The 18,701-nt window shown below is 51.5% G+C and carries 13 protein-coding genes; 4 read left to right on the forward strand and 9 right to left on the reverse strand.

Features of this window, described 5'->3' with window-relative positions:
- Nucleotides 1–46 precede the first annotated feature (46 nt).
- Together SH287x_RS06985 and SH287x_RS06990 are read right to left on the reverse strand one after the other, a co-directional pair.
- Nucleotides 47–868: a phytanoyl-CoA dioxygenase family protein gene (locus tag SH287x_RS06985; RefSeq protein ID WP_479517879.1), complete on the reverse strand. Its 822-nt coding sequence runs from the start codon at nt 866–868 to the stop codon at nt 47–49.
- Between the two features lie 285 nt (nt 869–1,153).
- On the reverse strand, nt 1,154–2,575 hold the full coding sequence (locus tag SH287x_RS06990; RefSeq protein WP_479517881.1) for a sigma-54-dependent transcriptional regulator: 1,422 nt from the start codon (nt 2,573–2,575) through the stop codon (nt 1,154–1,156).
- 224 nt (nt 2,576–2,799) lie between these two features.
- Here SH287x_RS06990 and SH287x_RS06995 point away from each other — a divergent pair, with 224 nt between their 5' ends.
- Nucleotides 2,800–4,170: a hypothetical protein gene (locus SH287x_RS06995; RefSeq protein WP_479517882.1), complete on the forward strand. Its 1,371-nt coding sequence runs from the start codon at nt 2,800–2,802 to the stop codon at nt 4,168–4,170.
- A gap of 341 nt (nt 4,171–4,511) precedes the next feature.
- Nucleotides 4,512–5,990: a hypothetical protein gene (locus SH287x_RS07000; RefSeq protein WP_479517883.1), complete on the forward strand. Its 1,479-nt coding sequence runs from the start codon at nt 4,512–4,514 to the stop codon at nt 5,988–5,990.
- A 30-nt stretch (nt 5,991–6,020) separates the two neighbouring features.
- Here the strand turns inward: SH287x_RS07000 and SH287x_RS07005 are convergent, their stop codons facing one another.
- The 4 genes from SH287x_RS07005 to SH287x_RS07020 all read right to left on the reverse strand — a co-directional run bounded on the left by SH287x_RS07005 (nt 6,021) and on the right by SH287x_RS07020 (nt 10,855).
- A complete protein-coding gene (locus tag SH287x_RS07005) occupies nt 6,021–6,944 on the reverse strand; it encodes a hydroxypyruvate isomerase family protein (protein ID WP_479517885.1) in 924 nt (307 codons plus the stop codon).
- A gap of 161 nt (nt 6,945–7,105) precedes the next feature.
- Nucleotides 7,106–7,672 (reverse strand): hypothetical protein, encoded by a 567-nt coding sequence (locus SH287x_RS07010; protein WP_479517886.1) that lies wholly within the window; start codon nt 7,670–7,672, stop codon nt 7,106–7,108.
- A gap of 727 nt (nt 7,673–8,399) precedes the next feature.
- Nucleotides 8,400–9,446, reverse strand: coding sequence for a 4-hydroxythreonine-4-phosphate dehydrogenase PdxA (gene pdxA, locus SH287x_RS07015; RefSeq protein ID WP_479517887.1), 1,047 nt, complete (start codon nt 9,444–9,446; stop codon nt 8,400–8,402).
- A gap of 101 nt (nt 9,447–9,547) precedes the next feature.
- Nucleotides 9,548–10,855, reverse strand: coding sequence for a beta-ketoacyl-[acyl-carrier-protein] synthase family protein (locus tag SH287x_RS07020; RefSeq protein WP_479517888.1), 1,308 nt, complete (start codon nt 10,853–10,855; stop codon nt 9,548–9,550).
- A 714-nt stretch (nt 10,856–11,569) separates the two neighbouring features.
- Between SH287x_RS07020 and fliD the strand changes: the two genes are divergently transcribed.
- Both fliD and SH287x_RS07030 read left to right on the forward strand, forming a co-directional pair.
- Nucleotides 11,570–14,302: a flagellar filament capping protein FliD gene (gene fliD, locus SH287x_RS07025; RefSeq protein WP_479517889.1), complete on the forward strand. Its 2,733-nt coding sequence runs from the start codon at nt 11,570–11,572 to the stop codon at nt 14,300–14,302.
- Between the two features lie 282 nt (nt 14,303–14,584).
- Nucleotides 14,585–15,070, forward strand: a complete 486-nt coding sequence (locus SH287x_RS07030; protein ID WP_479517890.1) for a flagellar export chaperone FliS — start codon at nt 14,585–14,587, stop codon at nt 15,068–15,070.
- A gap of 41 nt (nt 15,071–15,111) precedes the next feature.
- Here SH287x_RS07030 and glgC read toward each other — a convergent pair whose 3' ends face one another.
- From glgC to SH287x_RS07045, 3 genes are all read right to left on the reverse strand, one after another.
- Nucleotides 15,112–16,362 carry a glucose-1-phosphate adenylyltransferase gene (glgC, locus tag SH287x_RS07035; protein WP_479517891.1) on the reverse strand — a complete coding sequence of 417 codons (1,251 nt, stop codon included), beginning with the start codon at nt 16,360–16,362 and terminating at the stop codon, nt 15,112–15,114.
- 47 nt (nt 16,363–16,409) lie between these two features.
- Nucleotides 16,410–17,306 (reverse strand): DUF58 domain-containing protein, encoded by an 897-nt coding sequence (locus tag SH287x_RS07040; RefSeq protein ID WP_479517892.1) that lies wholly within the window; start codon nt 17,304–17,306, stop codon nt 16,410–16,412.
- Nucleotides 17,307–17,474: 168 nt separating this feature from the next.
- On the reverse strand, nt 17,475–18,491 hold the full coding sequence (locus SH287x_RS07045) for an AAA family ATPase (RefSeq protein ID WP_479517894.1): 1,017 nt from the start codon (nt 18,489–18,491) through the stop codon (nt 17,475–17,477).
- Nucleotides 18,492–18,701 lie beyond the last annotated feature (210 nt).

The raw sequence follows: 18,701 nt of genomic DNA on the forward strand, positions 1-18,701 counted from the left end.
GTGCGATCCGCGAACTGCCCTTCAGTGGAGTGCAGTGTGTTGGCAGTTATGTCGTAATAGACGGGGTTAGCAGCAATTCCGGCATGGATGCCGACCGACTTCCCGCCACGGGATGGTTGTCCCCTCCACGGAATGTGAAGACAACAGAGATTTTCGTATCCTGAGTGGTGTTGCTGTCAGCGGCATGGAGCGCGAGGCAATGGAAGAACACAACATCGCCCGGTTCCAGTTCAATGTACTCCCTTTTGTCGATCCATTCCGCGTTTTCCGGGAGATCACTGCGGAAGAAAAGTGCGTCGTCGAGTCGGTCGCGACTCAGTTTTTCCCTGTGTGAACCGGGAATCATTTGCAGGCAACCGTTGGCTCTTGTTTCAGAACCCAGTGCCAGCCAGACATTGACCAGATCAGGCTTCGTATAGCTCCAGTACCGAATGTCCTGGTGCCAACCGGTTTCACTGCTGTAAGCCGGTTCCTTGGTCATGATGCAGTTATGGTGAGCCAGAGGGCACACGACACGAGGCCCTAACAATTGCTGAAGCCGTCGCACCAGGGCGGTCTGTCCCAGCCATTCGGTAAAGACATAATCGCGGGTCAGAGCCTGCTTGAGCCGACGGATGGTTCGCCCACCCTCCGCTTCAAACGAGACCGGAGCGCCTGGATACTGCAACTCCGCTTCGTACTCCACTGGTGCGATATGTTCCGCAAGACCTCGGCGGACAATTGCCATCATGCGCCGGAGAGTTTCGCTCGTTCCCAACCCTCGCACAACGACAAAGCCCCGTTCATGGAACTGGTTGATTTCTTCTTCCGAAAAGAAGTCACCAGGGAATTCATGGCTGGCAGCATCATTGATCGCAGAAATCGTCACAGCGGTCTTTCTTGAATGAATCACTACTGCATTGTCAAAGTATAAAATTCGGGTTTCTTTTGTTGTTAAGTCCGACAACGGAGGACGTTGCAGCGACATCAACCCTAAGACAAAGCCGTGACACGGCACAATCGATGATGGCGCGAGTGAATTGTTGAAGATCACTCAATACGACAGTCGAATTTCCGGCAGGTTCACAGAGGGCAATTATTCTTAATACTCAAGAGAAGCCATGAATTCAGCCGTGAGTTCTTTCATGCCGTCACAGTCGGTTCGATGAGAGACTTAAAGCCCGAATTCCTTGATTTTCCGGTAGAGTGTGCGCTCACCGATCCCCAGGAGATTGGCTGCTTCATCGCGTTTCCCATCGGCGAGTTCTAGTGCTCGTTCAATATAATATTTTTCTACGTCATTGAGGGATCGCCCGATTAAGCCATCGCTTCCAGAACGATGGGGACTGGTTTCCTGCTCACCAGACTCAATGCCGGGATCACGAATCCCTTCAGGCAGATCATCGGTGTCAAGTTTGCCATCGATATCCAGCACCATCATCCCTTCGACGACGTTGCGAAGCTCGCGAATATTCCCCGGCCACGAATAGGCCATCAGCGCCTGATGCACCTGGCGTGTGATCATGGGGATGGGCTTTTTGTTACGTTCAGAAAACTGTTTGAGAAAATGATCGATCAAAAACGGAATGTCCGTGCGCCGGTCACTTAATGGAGGAAGCACAATCGTGATGACCGATAATCGAAAATAGAGATCCTTACGGAATGTCCCTTTCTTGACCATGTCCTGTAAGTCCGCGTTAGTGGCCGCCACGAGACGTACATTGATGGACAGTTCGTCGTTGGCACCCAGTCGCGTAATCTTGCGTTCTTCAAGGACGCGTAGCAGTTTGATCTGTGTCGACATGGGCATTTCACCCACTTCGTCAAGAAAGAGCGTTCCGCCGTTGGCATATTCAAATTTGCCAATTCGCTTGGTGGCCGCTCCGGTGAAGGCACCTGCCTCGTGGCCAAACAGCTCACTTTCCAGAATACTTTCGGGCAACGCCGAGATATTGAGTGGAACAAAAGGCTTGTTTTTACGTTCACTATTTTGATGCAGTGCTCTGGCGACAAGTTCTTTCCCGGTTCCGCTCTCGCCCTGAATGAGAACGGTGCTATCCGTGGGAGCGACACTTCGCAGTTTTTCAATCAACCGGTGCATGGAGGGGCTGTTGCCAATCACCCCTTCAAAGCCAAACTTTTCGTCCAGTCGTCGACTGAGTTCAAAGGTCTTTCGCAAGAGTCGCACTTTGGAACTGGCACGATCGACTGCCTGTCGCAATTCGCTGATATCCAGTGGCTTTGTCAGATAGGTATGGGCGCCGTGCTGTCCCGCAGTCAGAGCTGATTTAATAGACGCGTGTCCGGTCAGCAGAATCACTTCGGCGTCCGGTAGTTCGGCCTTGGATCGTCGCAGGATTTCAAGACCATCGACCTCGTCCATCATGAGTTCGGTAATGATCACATCGAAGTTCTCGACTTCAATCAACGACAGCGCTTTCTGACCGGATTCCGCCCCCGCAGAAGCCACCGTACATTCATAGCCCACGCGAATCAGGCTGTCTGCAACCGCCTGAGCATGGGCCTCATCGTTATCCACAATCAGTACGCGAATGCGCACTTCACTGGGATCAGAAGACTTCAGATCCTTGGCCATGTGTTCCGGAATTTCCTCTGACAGTCACTGTTTATGGAGCCTTTCCCGAAGGATGAAGGATATCATCTCTCATGAATTGAAGCGAAGCACTCACGTTTTGACTCTTGACCCCTTCCTGGCCTCGGGCAAAATGAAGCGGCGCAAAATTGCTCAGGGGCCCCTTTGTGTTTGCATTGTTTTCACCAGCTTCCTGCAAAATTTTCTCAAGCTTCAGAGGTTGATTTATGTGGCAGGACGATCATTTAGCCCGATGCAAAAGATTCCGCTGTCTGCACTTTGGCTGGGCAGGTTGTGGTCGCAGGGAGTCATCACAGCAAATTGGCATTGCTGTCGTCGCCGTTTTGGCATTGGTCTTATGGATTCACACGGGACGATTGGCAGAAGCAGCCCCGCCAAAGATTTCTTCTGTGAGACCTGTGCCGCGTGCGATTATGAAGCTGGAGCGGGATTATGTGGCGGATCTGGATGCAAAGAACCCACTGATTAGCGAAGGATCTGTGATCACCATTAAGACCACCAACGGGAAGACATATCCCGATTTGGAGGTGACACAATTTCAACTGGGAAATCGACCAGATACCTTCAAGCAGATTCTATTTAAGCCGATGAAAGGAGTGCCGTCAAAAATTGCCCCTGCTTCCATGCAAGAAATCAGGACGGCTGAGAATGCATATTCAGTGGTCTTTGATCTTTCCACCAAGTCTTATCAATTGCTTGATCTGAAACTGCGCGATGCTGTCACGTTGCGGCGGTTGAAACCCAAAGGGGATCAACTTTGGGATGAGCCTTCGCCTGAGAACGTCACACAAGCCATGGATTTCTACCAAGGTTTGATGAAAAAGGCTCAGGATGATAATCCACAAAGTCATTTCCGTAAGGTGGAAACACAGTATTTCGTGTTTTTCACGGATATGCCTCCGGCCCAGGTGGCTGGTTACATTGCGAATCTTGACCGCATGTATGACCAACTCTGCACCCTGTTCAGCGTGCCGCAAGGAACAAATATCTGGGTCGGGAAATGTCCGGTGATTGTCTTTGTTAACCCCAATTCTTTCCGTAGTTTTGAAGCCAGGCATCTCAATAATAATGACACGGATCAAGTTGCTGGCTTATGCCATCAATGGCCAGACGGGCGAGTGGTGACCGTCTGTGGTCGTGGAGACGATCCGGTGTTCTTTGCCGTCGTGCTGGTTCACGAAACGGCGCATGGCTTTCTTCATCGAATTCGTTCATCCAGTCGTATTCCTGCCTGGATGAACGAAGGGATTGCCGAATGGGTCTCTTCGGTTGTTATTCCGCAAAGTGACCATATTTCTACACGCATGACGGTTGCCGTACCCATGATCCGCGCGACGGGTTCTCTGGGAGGGCTTTTCCTCGATGAAGGCCAGTTGGAAAGCTGGCAATACGGCGTTGCCGCCACCATGACGCAATTCCTCCTTTCCACTGATTCCAACGCCTATCGCGGGTTGATTACGGCTATTAAGGAAGGATATTCCTGGCAGGAGGCGCTGGAACTGACCTTCGGCATTACTCCTGATCAACTGGTCTTGGCTTATGGTCGGCAGATGGGGATTCCGAATCTTCAGCCCTGAAGTTTTTTGTGGTCGTGGGTGCGATGAGTTTGGGATGATCGGGTTTCTGACGCACTTAGCTGGGGCTGCCGATGTGCTGATATAAAATCAGGATTTATTGAAATGCGGCGCTTTTTGCCTTCAGTAACCTGAGCGGCCCATGCGATTTTCCCATCAATTTGATGTCAAGCTGGTGAAGATTTGTGGATCGCGCCTTTCACAATAGAATGATTGAGAGCCTCCTGTCTTCCTTGTCGATCAATCCGACACCAGGGCATGGCAAAGTCATCCGGTGGTGTGATGGAGCACCCTTCGTTAGATGATGTCAGCTACCCTTCCTCTCTTCACGACGCGAAAACTCCATGTCGTTTGCCGGTGTACGCTCCGCAGGTGATCGACGCCGACGGCGAATGGCTGTCGGTCACGATGCCGGTACGGGCGGTGGCTCTACAGGCGATGTGTCAATTCCGCTCGCTGAACTTTTGCAACGATCTATGGCTGGCCGATCGCTTTATCAAGTTCCCGGCCTGCCCATTCGCCCTTGGGTCATGTGGTTGACTCTGGCAGGATTTGTCTTGCTGGTAGCGATTTCCAGTTGGTTGTTGGCATCACCTCAGTCACTTCCCCAATTTCTCCATCCCATGACACGTCGTCTTTTTGGTTCCAGTGATCCTGTTTTTGCTGTTGTTCTGGAATCGTTAGGATGGATGGTCGCCGGGCAGATTTCCCTGCTGGTGGGTTGGTGTCGCTCACGAAGTTTGCTCGACTTTAAAGGAAAGTATCGCTATTGGTACCGGGTTGCGATCATTTCTTTGACCGTGGCGGCCTGTCGTTTACTCGATATGCACATGGCGATGGCAGAGATTCTCCTGGATGCGACTCACTGGCAGTTCTGGAATGCAACAAATGTTCTCTGGACGGGTGTGGCTCTGCTTTTCACTGCGGTTTTAGTCCGGAATCTTGATCGTGATATGCGAGGTTGCCAGCTATCGCTCTGGAGTTTACGGCTTTCTGTTTCACTCGTCGTGATCTGCCTTTGTGCCCGTCTGGCGATTGACCGTTCGGCCAGTTTATCTGGAGTGACGAACTCGGGGGCAGAAACTTCGCTGGCAATTCTCAGAGTCTGGACGGCTGCGTCAGTCGCTGTGACCAGTTGGCTGCATTTACGGCATGTGGTCTATTTCTCTGCTGATCCTCCCACATCAACAGAACGCCGGTTTAACCGGCTCACCCGTTTGCTGGCAGGTATGAAGCTATTGCGCTGGTGGGGTGTGAAACGAGCGACACCTCCCCCCAAGCCCACACGGGGACGTAAGAAGGCCGCAACTGCAACCACAGATGCGCCCAAGAAACCAACACGTAAAAAGGCCACCCGGAAACGGACGACCAAACCCAAAACCATTGTCTCCGATGATGACGATGCTTTGGAGTCGCTGGAAGAAGAGGGAAGTGAAGCTTCGTACGCCGAAGATGAAGCTGCGGATTTCACATCTGATGCCGATTCGTCTGCAGATGAACCACTCGATCGTGATGCGGAAATCCAGAAGGCGATGGATGAAGAAGATTGGGATCGTCTGGAAGAACTGACGCGCCCTGATAACTCTTCGGTTCAAACAGCGAGCCGCCAGGAAAAGCCGTCCAAAGGGGTATCCGGAAAATCCAAAATTCAACCTCCGCCTGAACCAGAAGAGGATCCCAGTAACTCATCAGGTGAAGAAGACGATTACACTCGGGTTGACGAAGGACATCAGCAACTCAAGGGGCTATCAAAACGTCAGCGCCGTGATATGAAGAAGAAGCAGAAGCATCAGGGCGGATATGACGACGGCGACGACGAATAAGCCTTGGTATTGTGATGTTAAACACGACGATCAAACATCACAGATCCTGATCGCCTCGTGAAGTCCTATGGCAGGATCGATGGTGGGTATGAATTCATGTCCCACAAACCCCTGGTAGCCAACATCCACCAAAGTCTGCATGACAGGTGGGTAATTCACTTCCTGAGAAATATGTAACTCGCCCCGGCCAGGGTTCCCTGCTGTATGAACATGCCCGATCCAGTCACGATGTTGCCTGATGCGCGAGATCAGATCACCATCCATAATCTGGACATGGTAAATATCAAACAGCAGTTTCACGCGAGGTGAACCAACCTGTTTGAGGATCTCAATACAGTAGTCGACGTGGTCTCCCTGGTAGCCTGGATGCCCTTTCATCGGATGGGTGGCGACTCGGCTGTTGAGATGCTCCAGGCAGAGCGTCACCTTTTTTTCTTCCGCATATCCCGCGATTTCTTTATAGGCTTTCACACAGTTTTCCAGCCCCACATCATCCGGGATGATCTTTCCCTCAGGTGTGTTTCTCATGCCGGTGAAAGTGATCACACTGGGGCAGCCGAATTCAGCAGCCTGATCGATCCGCTTTTTCAGGATAGCGAGGCATTCTGGATGATTTGCCGGGTTATTGACCCCTTTGACAAACCCGTGACTGCTGGAAATCGCACACTTGAGTCCATGAGATTTCAGGACTGGCCAGTGAACCGGGTCAATCAACTCTACACTTTCTGCGCCCAGCAGTTTGGCTTGCCGGCAGAACTCGTGGATATCTTTCCAATGTTCCTTATAGCACCAGTGAACCAGCGAGTGATGGATATTTCCTTTTAAGGGGAGCGGCGATGACTGAGCGACACATTCACTGGAAAGCGGAGCAACCAGCGAAGCCCCAGCCATACCAGTCGCTGCAACCAGGGTAGAAGCTTGTGTCAACCAGTCTCTTCGCGAGGTTGCTGTCATCTCATTTATCCCTGACATGGTGCTAATCTTTACGTGCTTGGATCTGAGGCTGTATTCCCTGCTTGATCATTTTCAGGCTTTGTTGTCACACAAAAAAACCTCGTGCAGAGTCTAACTCCACACGAGGTCTCATGTCATCAACGAGTCGTGATGATACTGAACTATTCGAGGATCTTCGAGGCATCCTTGGTGATGGAAGCGATGGTGGCGTCGGTCAGATCCTTGGCGGCATAACCCTTATTGACCTTAACTTTACCTTCGACCCACATCATGACCGTGACTTCGGCTTCAGGATTGATCTTATAGCTCTTAGGGCCAGCGGCGCCTTCAAACGTGGTCAGAGGCACCTGCTTGATGGAATGCTTGATGGCCACTTCGCTGAGCTTGGCTTCAGCGGATGTGGGCGAATCGCTGGTCAGCACGAGAAAGCCCGCCATTTTGGCATCGCGGTTCTGAGCAATTACACCATCGACAGCTTTGGTCAGCTTGGCGACGTTATCGTCGACTTCCTTGGTGAAGATCGAAATCACAGGCTGGTTGCCGAAACGGCAGCGGTAGCAAAGATCTTCACCTTTTTGTGGGCCAGTGACATCATGCACATAGAAGGCTGGAACGCGTTGACCGGCTGACAGGCCTGATTCAACTTCAGCGGCCTGAGCGAACGAACCAGAAACTGAACTGGCAACCACAGAAGCGGCCAAGGCCATTGTCGAGAAAAACTTTTTCATCCATTCACTCCATTTGCTTCAAGTTGACCATTAACGGGTGGTGACCAATCGAATGGTCAGTCACCTCACGGGAAGTCTTCAGTAGACACTAACGCAATACCACAAGTTGATCCAGAACTTTCACTTTCGTTTGGAAAAATCTTGGTGCATTGGAAAAAGATGATGAAATGTTGTGAAACGGCTGAAATCAATTGAAGGCAAACTTGTGCCGTGTCACGGCTTTGTCTTAGGGTTGATGTCGCCGCAAAGTCCTCCGTTGTCGGACTTAACAACAGAAGAGACCCGAGTTTTATACTTTGACAATGCACTTGGTTGTTTGGAGATTCAGGCTAACCTGAATTGATCGCTCTACACTGCTTATCTGACTGATGATCTGGTGGCTATTCTCCAGCGATCATTCAGATCAAAGAAACAGCGAAGGCCGACAGCCCTGTCCGGAAGGGTCTCCAACACAGAGACACTTCGCGCTGTCGGCCTTCGCTGCGATCCCCATGCGACTCAAAGGCACAATCCGTGCCACTGGCAAAAAATGCAGGACTTCTGGCGTTTTTATGCTGAAAACGGTGAATTTCAATCGATGGCATTCAAAGAATGCGCCGCGATTCTGCAATTTTGATCGTCAGAATGACAACGCCCCAGAAAATCCTGCATGGCTGTCTTGGCTGTGAAAAGACGCGATCCAAACACCAGTTGCCAGGAGTGTCAAAGAGTCTTTGTCTTCACGTATTTAGACTGTAGGTGAACAATCAACAGTGGACAACAAGAGCGCCAATCGAGTCGCAGCAAACAAGCTGTCGGGTTTGGCCAACCCTTTCCATGCAATGTCGAGGGCGGTGCCGTGATCAACACTGGTGCGAATCATTGGTAGGCCCAAGGTCGTATTGACGGCAGAGTCAAATGCCAGGGCTTTCACTGGAATATGTCCCTGATCATGGTACATGCAGACAACGGCATCTGTTGTGCGGCGTTTGGCGGGAACAAACGCCGTATCAGGAGGCAGCGGCCCTTCGACATCAATCCCCTGCTCTTGAGCCAGGATGATGGCTGGCTTGATAATCAGTTCTTCTTCGCGACGTCCGAACAATCCATGTTCACCGGCATGGGGGTTCAGTCCACAGACGGCAATCCGGGGTTTACGGTGACGAATGCGTTCCAGCGCAGTGGCGGTTAATTCAATGACCTCAAGAATACGGGCTGTGGTGAGTAGCGCGGGGACTTCATGATAGCCGCAATGAACAGTTACAAAGGTGCATGTAATCTCTTCCGAGTATTGCATCATGCACCAGCGCGTTGATTGCGTCCGAGTGGCAAAAATCTCAGTATGGCCAGGAAATGGGATTCCTGCCAGATGTAACGCCTCTTTATTAAGAGGGGCTGTTGTGACACCCACGATCTGCCCGGCCTGTGCTGCCGTGATCGCTGCATCGACATAAGAGTAGCCTGCCCTGCCAGTATGTCGATTGATTTGCCCTGGCGTGAAATCGTTGAGTCTGATTGAGCGACAGTCAACAATGAGTGGTGTCGTTATTTCACTCAACTGATTCCATTCATCGAGTGAAACTGCCGGCGTATGGAAAGGGTGGTTGATGGCCAGAGAGGCCACTTTCAGGATCTCCAAATCCCCAAAAACGACGGGATGGCATAGCCCAGTGATCTCTGGAGAAGCCAGCAACCGCAGGCAAATCTCCGGGCCAACGCCTGCGGGATCTCCCATGGTGATCCCCAATGCCAGATGTTTTTTGGGAGCCGCAGATGAAGAGAGATCGATACTCATGGGGAGCAAATTGAGAACCCCTGACAAAACCGGTAGTGCTTGTTTGGAAATGCGAAACGCTTCTTCAGATCCAGTAGCATCAGAGGCTTTGTTAGAGTTTTTTAGATGGCACGAATGACGGCCGCTGCGCTCTGTCCCATACGCGTACGATTCACACTCAGTGCGATATCGCTGGTCATGCGACGAGGCTCACCACGGACGACTTTAAGCGTGCATTCAGGATCAGGAGTCCGGTAGTTCAGAGTGTGGGGGATCAGGCGATGTCGGAGAGCGAGGATACTTCCCACAAGTTCCACAGCTCCGGCACCAGCATCAAAATGGCCAAAGTAGCTCTTGAGTGCAGTCACTGGAATACTTTCAGCGACAGATCCAAGAACCCGGTGATAAGCTCGTGCTTCGGTCATGTCGTCGAGCAGTGTTCCCTTACCATGGGCGTTGATATGGCCCAGGTGTTTAGGGGTCAGATCGCTTCTTCTCAGGACATTTTCAATGGCGCGAACCAAGCCCGTTCCTTGAGAACGATTTTCAGCGCCAAAGCCATCGCATCCGGCACCAACACCCAATATCTCGCCATAAATCGTGGCGCCACGAGCGATGGCATGCTCATATCGCTCAATGATAAACGATCCAGCCCCTTCCCCCATGACCGTCCCTGAACGATTCAAATCGAAGGGACAGCAGGCATGGTCAGGGTCTAATTCTGGGCTTAATGATTCATAGGTCGAAACACGAGTCCATTCGACAGGATGAAAATGAGAACTGCTGGCTCCCACAATCATGACATCAGCGGCATCTCGTTCAATAACACGAACAGCCTCTGCCAATGCCAACAGTGCTGATGACTCGGAACTGGTGATGGTATTGTTTGGTCCACGAGCGTCATGTTCCATAGCCACATGACATGCTGGCATATTGGGCAATTGCTTAATGAGCCACAAGGGGCCGATCTGATCCATATTTTCAGAGCCGAAGCTCGTTGCGAAGAAAGCCGGGTCAACGACTGACTTTAAGCCTCTGGCTGCATCCAGCAGATCCTCAGCGGTTGTCGAAATGTGGCTGGCGCCGAATTCCACACCCAGGCGATAAGGGTCGATGCTACCAAGAGTGATTCCGGCATCCCGCATGGCCATCGAAGCAGAGGCCACGCCGAGTTGCACTTCTCGTGGCATGACTTTGATGAATTTTTTCTGGTAGATGTGTTCCAGCGGGTCAAACCCGTTGATTTGTGCTCCCAGACGTGTCGTCTCGGAGCCACCCATCTTGCTAGTTGCCGGGCGGATGCCGCACACACCTGTGCTAAGGCTTTGCCAGAACGCATCTTTCCCAATGCCAATGGGAGACACAATTCCAACGCCCGTCACCACGATCCGAGGTGATTTATTTGTTGAGTCGTATTTGCCTGCCATCATAGCAGCCCTCAGAACCTGCCGGACATTCCATCGCCGACTGGCTTGCCGATTCCTTAAGTGAAAAAGTCACTCCAAGGATCAGAATTGGGAAAGCCGCGTTAAACTGAGTGATTGCTTCCAGCAAACGATCAGTCTACCACAACTTGACTATCAGCTTCCCATGGAGGTCATATCGACCGAATGCCACGGAAACTGCAAAATCAGGCTGTCGCTTGCGACATTTCTCTTAATGCAATGCAGCAGATCCCCATCCGTGCCTTGCAATCCGAGTCACACACCATGCAAAGAGAAATTGTTCATCAGGAGACATTTGTCGCCCAAGAAGACTTCTCCATTTTGAAGAATCACACTTCTCGAATTCGCAACCCTACGAACCCCAGCCGAGAAATATGAACTTCACTTAACCCACCCTGATTGAACCCAACTGTCGCCAAACCGTCAAGAGGAAACACCTATTCCTTATGAATATTCTGTTGAAGACTCCTTTTTTTTATAAGTCGCTTCACTTTAACCCATTTTACGTAAACTGTTTATTCGTCGTGGTTTCTGTGGAATTGATCCAAATGCCGATTTCTTGTGATGTCGAAATCAGGGGCTATCCGATGAGGGGGTGTATTTCCCTATGAGTTGAGATGAATATCGAAAGGTTGAGGCAGTTCCTGGCTGCTCTTTGATTTTTAGATATTCCGGGCCGAGTCTGTTGCAGGTGAGATTATGACCGGCATCACCACGGGAGTCGGATTAATCAGCGGTATTGATCATGCCGCTTTAATTGATGCTATCATTAATGCCGAACGAGCGCCCGCGGCCCGTCTCGAATCCAAGCTGAAGAATGTTCAGTCCAAGCAGGCGGCATTCACTCAGCTTTCAGCCACACTTCTCAATTTGCAGGCTTCTGTCAGCAAGCTGGCGACTGCCTCGACTTTTCGCGGAACCAGCGCGTCCGTTGCGGATTCTGCACAGTTGTCAGTGGCGACTCGATCGGGAGCGTTGGCTGGCAACTACCAGATGCAGGCGATTCGCGAATCCAGTTTTGCTCAGACGACGTCACGTGGTTTTGCGAACGCTGACACACAGACAGTTGGCAAAGCTGGTACGGTCACTGTCTCCTCTCCTGGTAAACTTCTGAATGAAACGCGACTGGAGTTATTAAATGGTGGAGTTGGTGTGTCGCGGGGCAGTATCCGTGTCACCGATCGTTCTGGCTCCACGGCAACAATTGATCTCTCCCGTGCTGTCACGATTGAAGATGTGGTCAGGACAATCAATGACTCCAGTGATGTGAATGTGACCGCTCGGATTAGCCAGAATCGTCTCGTGATTGACGACCAGACTCAGAGTAGTGGCACGCTGAGCATCTCCGAAATTTCCGGGGGGAAAACAGCTGCCAACCTCGGAATTGCTGGAACCGCGACTGGTTCATCGCTCACGGGAGCCAGTTTGTTTGAAGTGACTGAGAATTTTTCTCTAGGCCTTCTTAATGACGGTAATGGTCTCTATCAAAAGGACAGTGTCGATGATCTTCGACTCACACTGGCTGATGGTTCACAGCTTGATGTGAATTTTGATGGGGTTGCGACGATTGGCGATATCGTGACCCGCATCAATGAAGACTCAGACAACGAAGGGAAAGTGTCAGCGAGCCTTCAGAATGGCCGTCTGGTGTTGTCTGACCAGACATCCGGCAGCGGTTCGCTAATTGCCACCAACCTGAATTCATCTAATGCCACGGACGTTCTTGGTCTGAAGACTGCGACAAACTCCGGCGTACTGACAGGGTCAAAGCTTGCAGCTGGCTTGGGGACAGTCCTTCTGAAAAACCTGAATGGAGGTCAGGGGATTGATGCCCAGGGAATTCTCGAACTGACTGATCGTTCAGGAAGAACTTCTCAGATTGATTTAACCACCGCTGAAACTCTTGAAGAGGTTTTAGAGGCCATTAATTCAGCGACCACTCCTGGTGGAGACAAATTGTCTCTCCGGGCTGAAGTCAATACCCAGAGAACGGGCATCACTCTGACAGACACGTCAGGGAGTACGAGTTCAAACCTGATCATCACCGATGTAGGCGGCAGCACGATCGCTGCTGATCTGGGATTAGAATTTGACGGCAGTTCAAATTCCGTTTCTTCAGGATCACTGAAACAGCGAAATATCAACGAGGCGACGCTGCTTTCCACGTATTCGACGGCTGGAGTTTCTGTTCCTACGGGATCGTTTCGCATCACCGATTCTAACGGTGGCCAATCCATTGTGACTGTCAGTTCAACGACCAGAAAGATTGGTGATGTGATTGATGCGATCAACCAGGCGACTGGTGGGACTGTTGTCGCTCAGTTGAGTCGTTCAGGTGATGGGATTGAACTGGTTGACCAAGCCGGTGGGAGCGGAACACTTTCTGTGTCGGAAACGTCCGGCAAGACGGCGATGGAATTGAATCTGATTGGAACTGCTGTCGATGATGGAACCGGCAAACAGATGATCGATGCCCGGCGTGTGCTGTCGGTCAATGTGGCGGCTGACGACACGCTGAACAGCGTCATTACCAAGCTGAATTCCCTGGGGGGACGAGTTCGCGGGTCAGCCGTGAATACAGGCTCGCTGGTCAGTCCGTATAAGCTCAGTATTAATGCCACGTTCAGCGGTTCACGTGGCGATTTTCAGATTGAAGACCCTGACAACCTCTTCGATTTTTCCGGCCCAGCTGTTGGCCAGGATGCTGTTCTGCGTGTCGGAAACACCAACTCCACGTCGTATTTTTTGACATCATCGACGAACGTTTTTAATAACACTGTCGCCTCGGTCGATGTGACGATTAAAGGGCTGGGAGCCGCACCAACATCGGTCACTGTGGCGAGAAACAACTCGGCGATTTCACAAATCGTGACAGAGTTTGTCACGAACTATAACACCGTCTTATCGACCGTCAGTTCATTGACAGCGTTCAATACAGCGACCAACACACGGTCGATTCTCCAGGGGGAAGCGTCCGCCCTGAGAATGCAGTCGAGCCTGTCTTCGATCGCCAATTATCGAAATTCAGGAGCGACGGGAGATATTCGATCTCTTTCCGACCTGGGAGTCACGGTGACGACGGGAGGTCAGCTTCAACTGGATGCCACGAAGTTGAATGATGCGTTAACGGCATCACCCGACAGTGTGGCCGCCTTCTTTACCACAACTGATACAGGGTTGGGCAAGCAGCTTGAGGCCTTCACCAAGTCCATGACCGATTCCATCGACGGTGCTCTCACAACTACAACCAAGTCACTGGAATCAACTGCGGCAACTATCACGGCTCAAGTGGGGCGGATTGATACGCGTCTGACTGTGCGTCGTCAGCGTTTGACTTTGCAATTCAGTCAGATGGAAACGATTCTCAATACTCTCCAAAGCCAGGGGAGTGCCCTGACGGCGCTGACTCAGCAGCAGAGCAGTAATCGTTAAATTCCGGATTTTTCGATTCGGTGAGCCTTCGTTACTCAGCATCTTATCGCGTCTTGATGATAAGTTGTTCCGGTCGTGGCAGTGACGATGCGAGCGTTGAAAAGATCAAGGGGACTGTCCTCTGGTTGACGATTCGTTGGCAGGGTCTCCGACTGTGGGCTTGGTACTTTTGCTGGCGAACACTCCATTAATGAGGGATCGCCAGCAAAAGTACCAAGCTGAAGTGCACTGAGACCATTTCCAGATGCTGACGCCGCTCCATCAGGTGATCGGGAAATAGAAGTGACGTTTCACAACGATGAATACCTGCTCTCGCAAATCGAGACAGCCTCTCCTTATCAATTGCACAAACTGGTCGTGGATGCGGCTGTTCGTAATTCCCGGCTGGCACGAGACCATTGGAATTCACCGGATCGGAATGTTGTGCTGGTCGCGCTTTCCAAAGCCCGTGAATGTGTCGCCGAACTGATGGACGGAGTTCGTGAAGAGGAAGCCCCCGAACTGGGAGCCAGACAAAAGTCGCTCTTTACATTCATCTACAGACAATTGGTCATCGCCGATGTGGAGCGGAATCTGGAAGCCGTTTCCAATGCGTTGAGAATACTGGAAATCCATCAGGAGACCTGGAATCTGCTTGGTGAAAAGCTGTCAGGTGTGAACACCAATGTCACCCCGCCACCGGTTCACCTTCGTGCCAACCGCGCCAGCCGATTGAGTGTGCATGATGATGACGAGCCAAGGCAAGGCGGGTTTTCGCTCTGGACATAAACCAATGTCAGCGATGAAACTGCTTCCTGTCGGTATTGCCGTTAATCAATCGGCCAGTCGTTGATCAACAGAGAGTCGTATCCCATTCCCAGCACACTCACGCCTGATTCGGTCACGGTAAATCCTCTCTCGCGATCAGCTTCCAGGTCGTAGCCGATTTCGACTCCTTCAGGAATTTTGACCCCTTTGTCAATAATGGCATTGCGGATGCGGCAATGGCGGCCAATATCGACTCCCTCAAAGAGGATAGAACCTTCAACCGTTGCGTAACTGTTGACGCGAACTCGCGGTGATAAGACGGATCGCGTTACCGAACCACCGGAAAGAATACAACCGGTGCAGATCATGCTATCGCGAGCCTGACCAATCCTTGGAGGCGTCAGGTGGCCATCAGCAAAGACGAACTTTGGTGGTGGGAGTTGTGGCTGATAGGTTCGCATGGGCCAGTTGTGATCGTAAAGATTGAGTTCCGGGTGAACCGTCACAAGATCCATGTTGGCCTCGTAAAACGCATCCAGCGTTCCCACATCGCGCCAATAGAGCGACTGGCCTGTATTTTTATCGCGGAACGGCCAGGCACGGACAACGTGATCTCGAATCGCGTTGGGAATGATGTCTTTCCCAAAGTCATGATTGCTGCCGGGTTCTGTGGCGTCTCGACACAATTCATCATAGAGGAACTGGGCGTTAAAGACGTAAATCCCCATCGATGCCAGGCAGCGGGTTGAGTCGTCCGGCATCGGCTTGGGTTCTGGCGGCTTCTCAGAAAATTCCACCACGCGACGATTGGAGTCGACCTGCATCACACCGAATTGTTTTCCTTCTTCTAATGTGGCAGGAATGCAGGCAATCGTGACCTTTGCGCCGGAAACGATGTGGTCAGCGATCAACTGCGAATAATCCATCTTGTAAATATGATCGCCAGCCAGAATCAGCACATACTCAGCCCGTGTTTTCTCGATGGAGTAAATGTTCTGATAGACCGCGTCAGCGGTTCCTTGATACCAGCTTTCATCAATTCGCTGCTGAGGCGGCAGAATATCGACAAACTCGTCCAGTTCCCGGCATAGAAACCGCCAGCCAAGATTGATATGCCGATCCAGACTGGCAGCTTTGTACTGAGTCATGACCAGAATTTTACGCAATCCACTGTTGATACAGTTGGAGAGAGCAAAATCGATGATTCGATAGACGCCACCAAACGGCACAGCCGGCTTGGCTCGATCACGAGTCAAAGGCTCCAGGCGAGTCCCTTTACCACCAGCGAGAATCAGCGCAAGAACATTTCGCATCAATCCGACTTTCAAATGCCATATTCAAAACGCATTCAAAAGAAGCGTTAACCTCGCGCACGGCGCTGCGAGAGGTATTCGACAAGGGCACGGTCAAATGGCAGACTTGTATCCAGCGGAACGTAATCGACTCCCAACTTCAATGATTCAGCGGCCAAATTTGCCCGCCAAATTTTTAATGCTTCCAGATAGGCAGGGCGCGTGCCCTGTGCGTCGATTGTCAGAGTTTGATCACTTTCCAGATCTTCCATGAGCGCGGCCCCAGTGAACGGAAACGTCACTTCGGCCTCATCCAGGACATGAAAGAGGATCACATCATGGCCGCCATGTTTCAAATGCCTCAAGCCTTTGATCACCTCTTCCGGTTCAGATAACAGATCCGAGACGACCATGATCAGATGGCGGTGCCTGAGCATCCCGGCAGCCCTCTTCATGGAGCCTGAAAAATCGGTCTCGCCTTCCGGTTTGAGTTTGGCCAGTAGTCCCAGCAATTCAGCCAGTTGAGAACGTCGACTGCGAGGCGGAAGGGCGGCATTGATCCGCGAGCCAAAAGTCATTAAGCCCACGGGATCCTGCTGGTGAATCATCAGGTAACTGAGTGCAGCTGCGAGGCAGATGCCATATTCAAATTTCGTCAGCTGTTGCCGAAAGGTGTAGCCCATGCTGGCGGACAGATCCATCAGCAGCATGCCCGAGATATTCGTCTCAGCCTCAAATTTCTTGACGTAGTATCGGTCAGTTTTTGCGAAGACTAACCAGTCGATGTCCTTAGGGTCATCTCCCTGGGTGTAGCGGCGATGTTCGCTGAATTCGACACTGAAACCATGAAATGGGCTGGCATGCAACCCTTGAAGGAAGCCTTGAACAATAAATCGTGCCCGCAAATCAAGTCGCGAGACCGTGCGGACAACGGCAGGGTTCAAATACTGCTCTGCAGAGTTCAAGGGCAAAAACCTCCCCGCGCGGGCATCTCTTCCAGACTGTTCCAACGAAACTATTCCAGCGAAGTGATTTCCGCCACCTGGATGCCGTTAGCTGTCATTAGTGATTCTTCACTCGTCATGACAAAAGTCGGTGAATGACTTCTGACATTGTCAGGCGCATTTCTTCCCTTAAGTATATTTTTTGACGGTCGGTTCCGGGACGGCATCCAGCAGCTTGGAGATAATCGCTTCCCGGGTGAGGCCTTCCGCTTGAGCCTGAAAATTGGTCGAAATGCGGTGTCTAAGAACCGGGATTGCCACGCGGTGAATGTCTTCCAGTGAGACACTGGGGCGACCATCCATAGCAGCCATGGCTTTTGCCCCGGCAATCAGAAATTGTCCCGCGCGCGGGCCTGCTCCCCAATCGACCAACTCTTTGACAAACTTTGGAGCCGTATCGTCTCGCGGCCTGGTGGCGCGAACAAGTCGAGCCACGTAGTTCACTGTCATGGGGCCAATTTCGATCATGCTCACCTGTTTTTGCAGAAACAAAATCGACTTGGCTGAGAGCACTTTGCGAATCTCGGGTTTTTCCCCGCGTGTGGTGGCCGTGAGAATTTCCTCTTCTTCACTGAGATTGGGGTAATCCACCACCACGTTGAACATGAAACGGTCAAGCTGCGCTTCAGGAAGCGGGTACGTTCCTTCCTGCTCAATCGGGTTTTGTGTCGCGATGACGAAGAATGGCTCCGGGAGACGATAAGTGGTTTGCCCGACCGTGACTTCCCGTTCCTGCATGGCCTGGAGCAGCGCAGCTTGTGTCTTGGGCGGCGTGCGGTTGATTTCGTCTGCCAGCAGCACATTGGTAAAGACTGGCCCTTCCACAAATCGAAATTCGCGGCGTCCGCTCTCATTTTCATCAAGAACGTTAGTTCCCGTGATATCCGAGGGCATCAAGTCAGGGGTGAACTGAACGCGTTTGAAGTGAACATCAAGAATCTGCGCGATGGTCGCCACCGTGAGCGTCTTCGCCAAGCCGGGCACCCCTTCGAGAAGGCAATGCCCACCGGTAAAGATGGCAGCGAAAATCTGCTCAATCACGGGTTTCTGGCCAACGATGATTTTACTCAGTTCTTCCTGCATCAGTTCGCGATGTTTGCGAAACTTTTCAAGGAAGTCGTCGAAATCCCGCTTCTCTGTGGCCACCCGATTCCCCTTCAAGCACGTTGTGTTTGATTTCAACAAGATACTAACTAAGTTGCCCCGCCAATTCATCTGCCTGAGAATCAAAGAGCCAACGAGAGAAGCTGGATGTCACACTGACAAATTAGAAATCATGTCCCGACGTTGACAATGTTGCTCTCAAAAATGGAGTGGCCTCTACCGTTTCTCTGCCGCCATTTCTCCGAAGCGACT

It is taken from the genome of Planctopirus sp. SH287 (assembly GCF_056500625.1).

Excerpts from the sequence above, each read along its gene's own strand:
- SH287x_RS07020 (WP_479517888.1), bottom strand. The coding sequence starts at position 10,855 with ATGATGGCAGGCAAATACGACTCAACAAATAAATCACCTCGGATCGTG.
- fliD (WP_479517889.1), top strand. The coding sequence starts at position 11,570 with ATGACCGGCATCACCACGGGAGTCGGATTAATCAGCGGTATTGATCAT.
- SH287x_RS07005 (WP_479517885.1), bottom strand. The coding sequence starts at position 6,944 with ATGACAGCAACCTCGCGAAGAGACTGGTTGACACAAGCTTCTACCCTG.
- glgC (WP_479517891.1), bottom strand. The coding sequence starts at position 16,362 with ATGCGAAATGTTCTTGCGCTGATTCTCGCTGGTGGTAAAGGGACTCGC.
- SH287x_RS07000 (WP_479517883.1), top strand. The coding sequence starts at position 4,512 with ATGTCGTTTGCCGGTGTACGCTCCGCAGGTGATCGACGCCGACGGCGA.
- pdxA (WP_479517887.1), bottom strand. The coding sequence starts at position 9,446 with ATGAGTATCGATCTCTCTTCATCTGCGGCTCCCAAAAAACATCTGGCA.
- SH287x_RS07010 (WP_479517886.1), bottom strand. The coding sequence starts at position 7,672 with ATGAAAAAGTTTTTCTCGACAATGGCCTTGGCCGCTTCTGTGGTTGCC.
- SH287x_RS06990 (WP_479517881.1), bottom strand. The coding sequence starts at position 2,575 with ATGGCCAAGGATCTGAAGTCTTCTGATCCCAGTGAAGTGCGCATTCGC.
- SH287x_RS06995 (WP_479517882.1), top strand. The coding sequence starts at position 2,800 with ATGTGGCAGGACGATCATTTAGCCCGATGCAAAAGATTCCGCTGTCTG.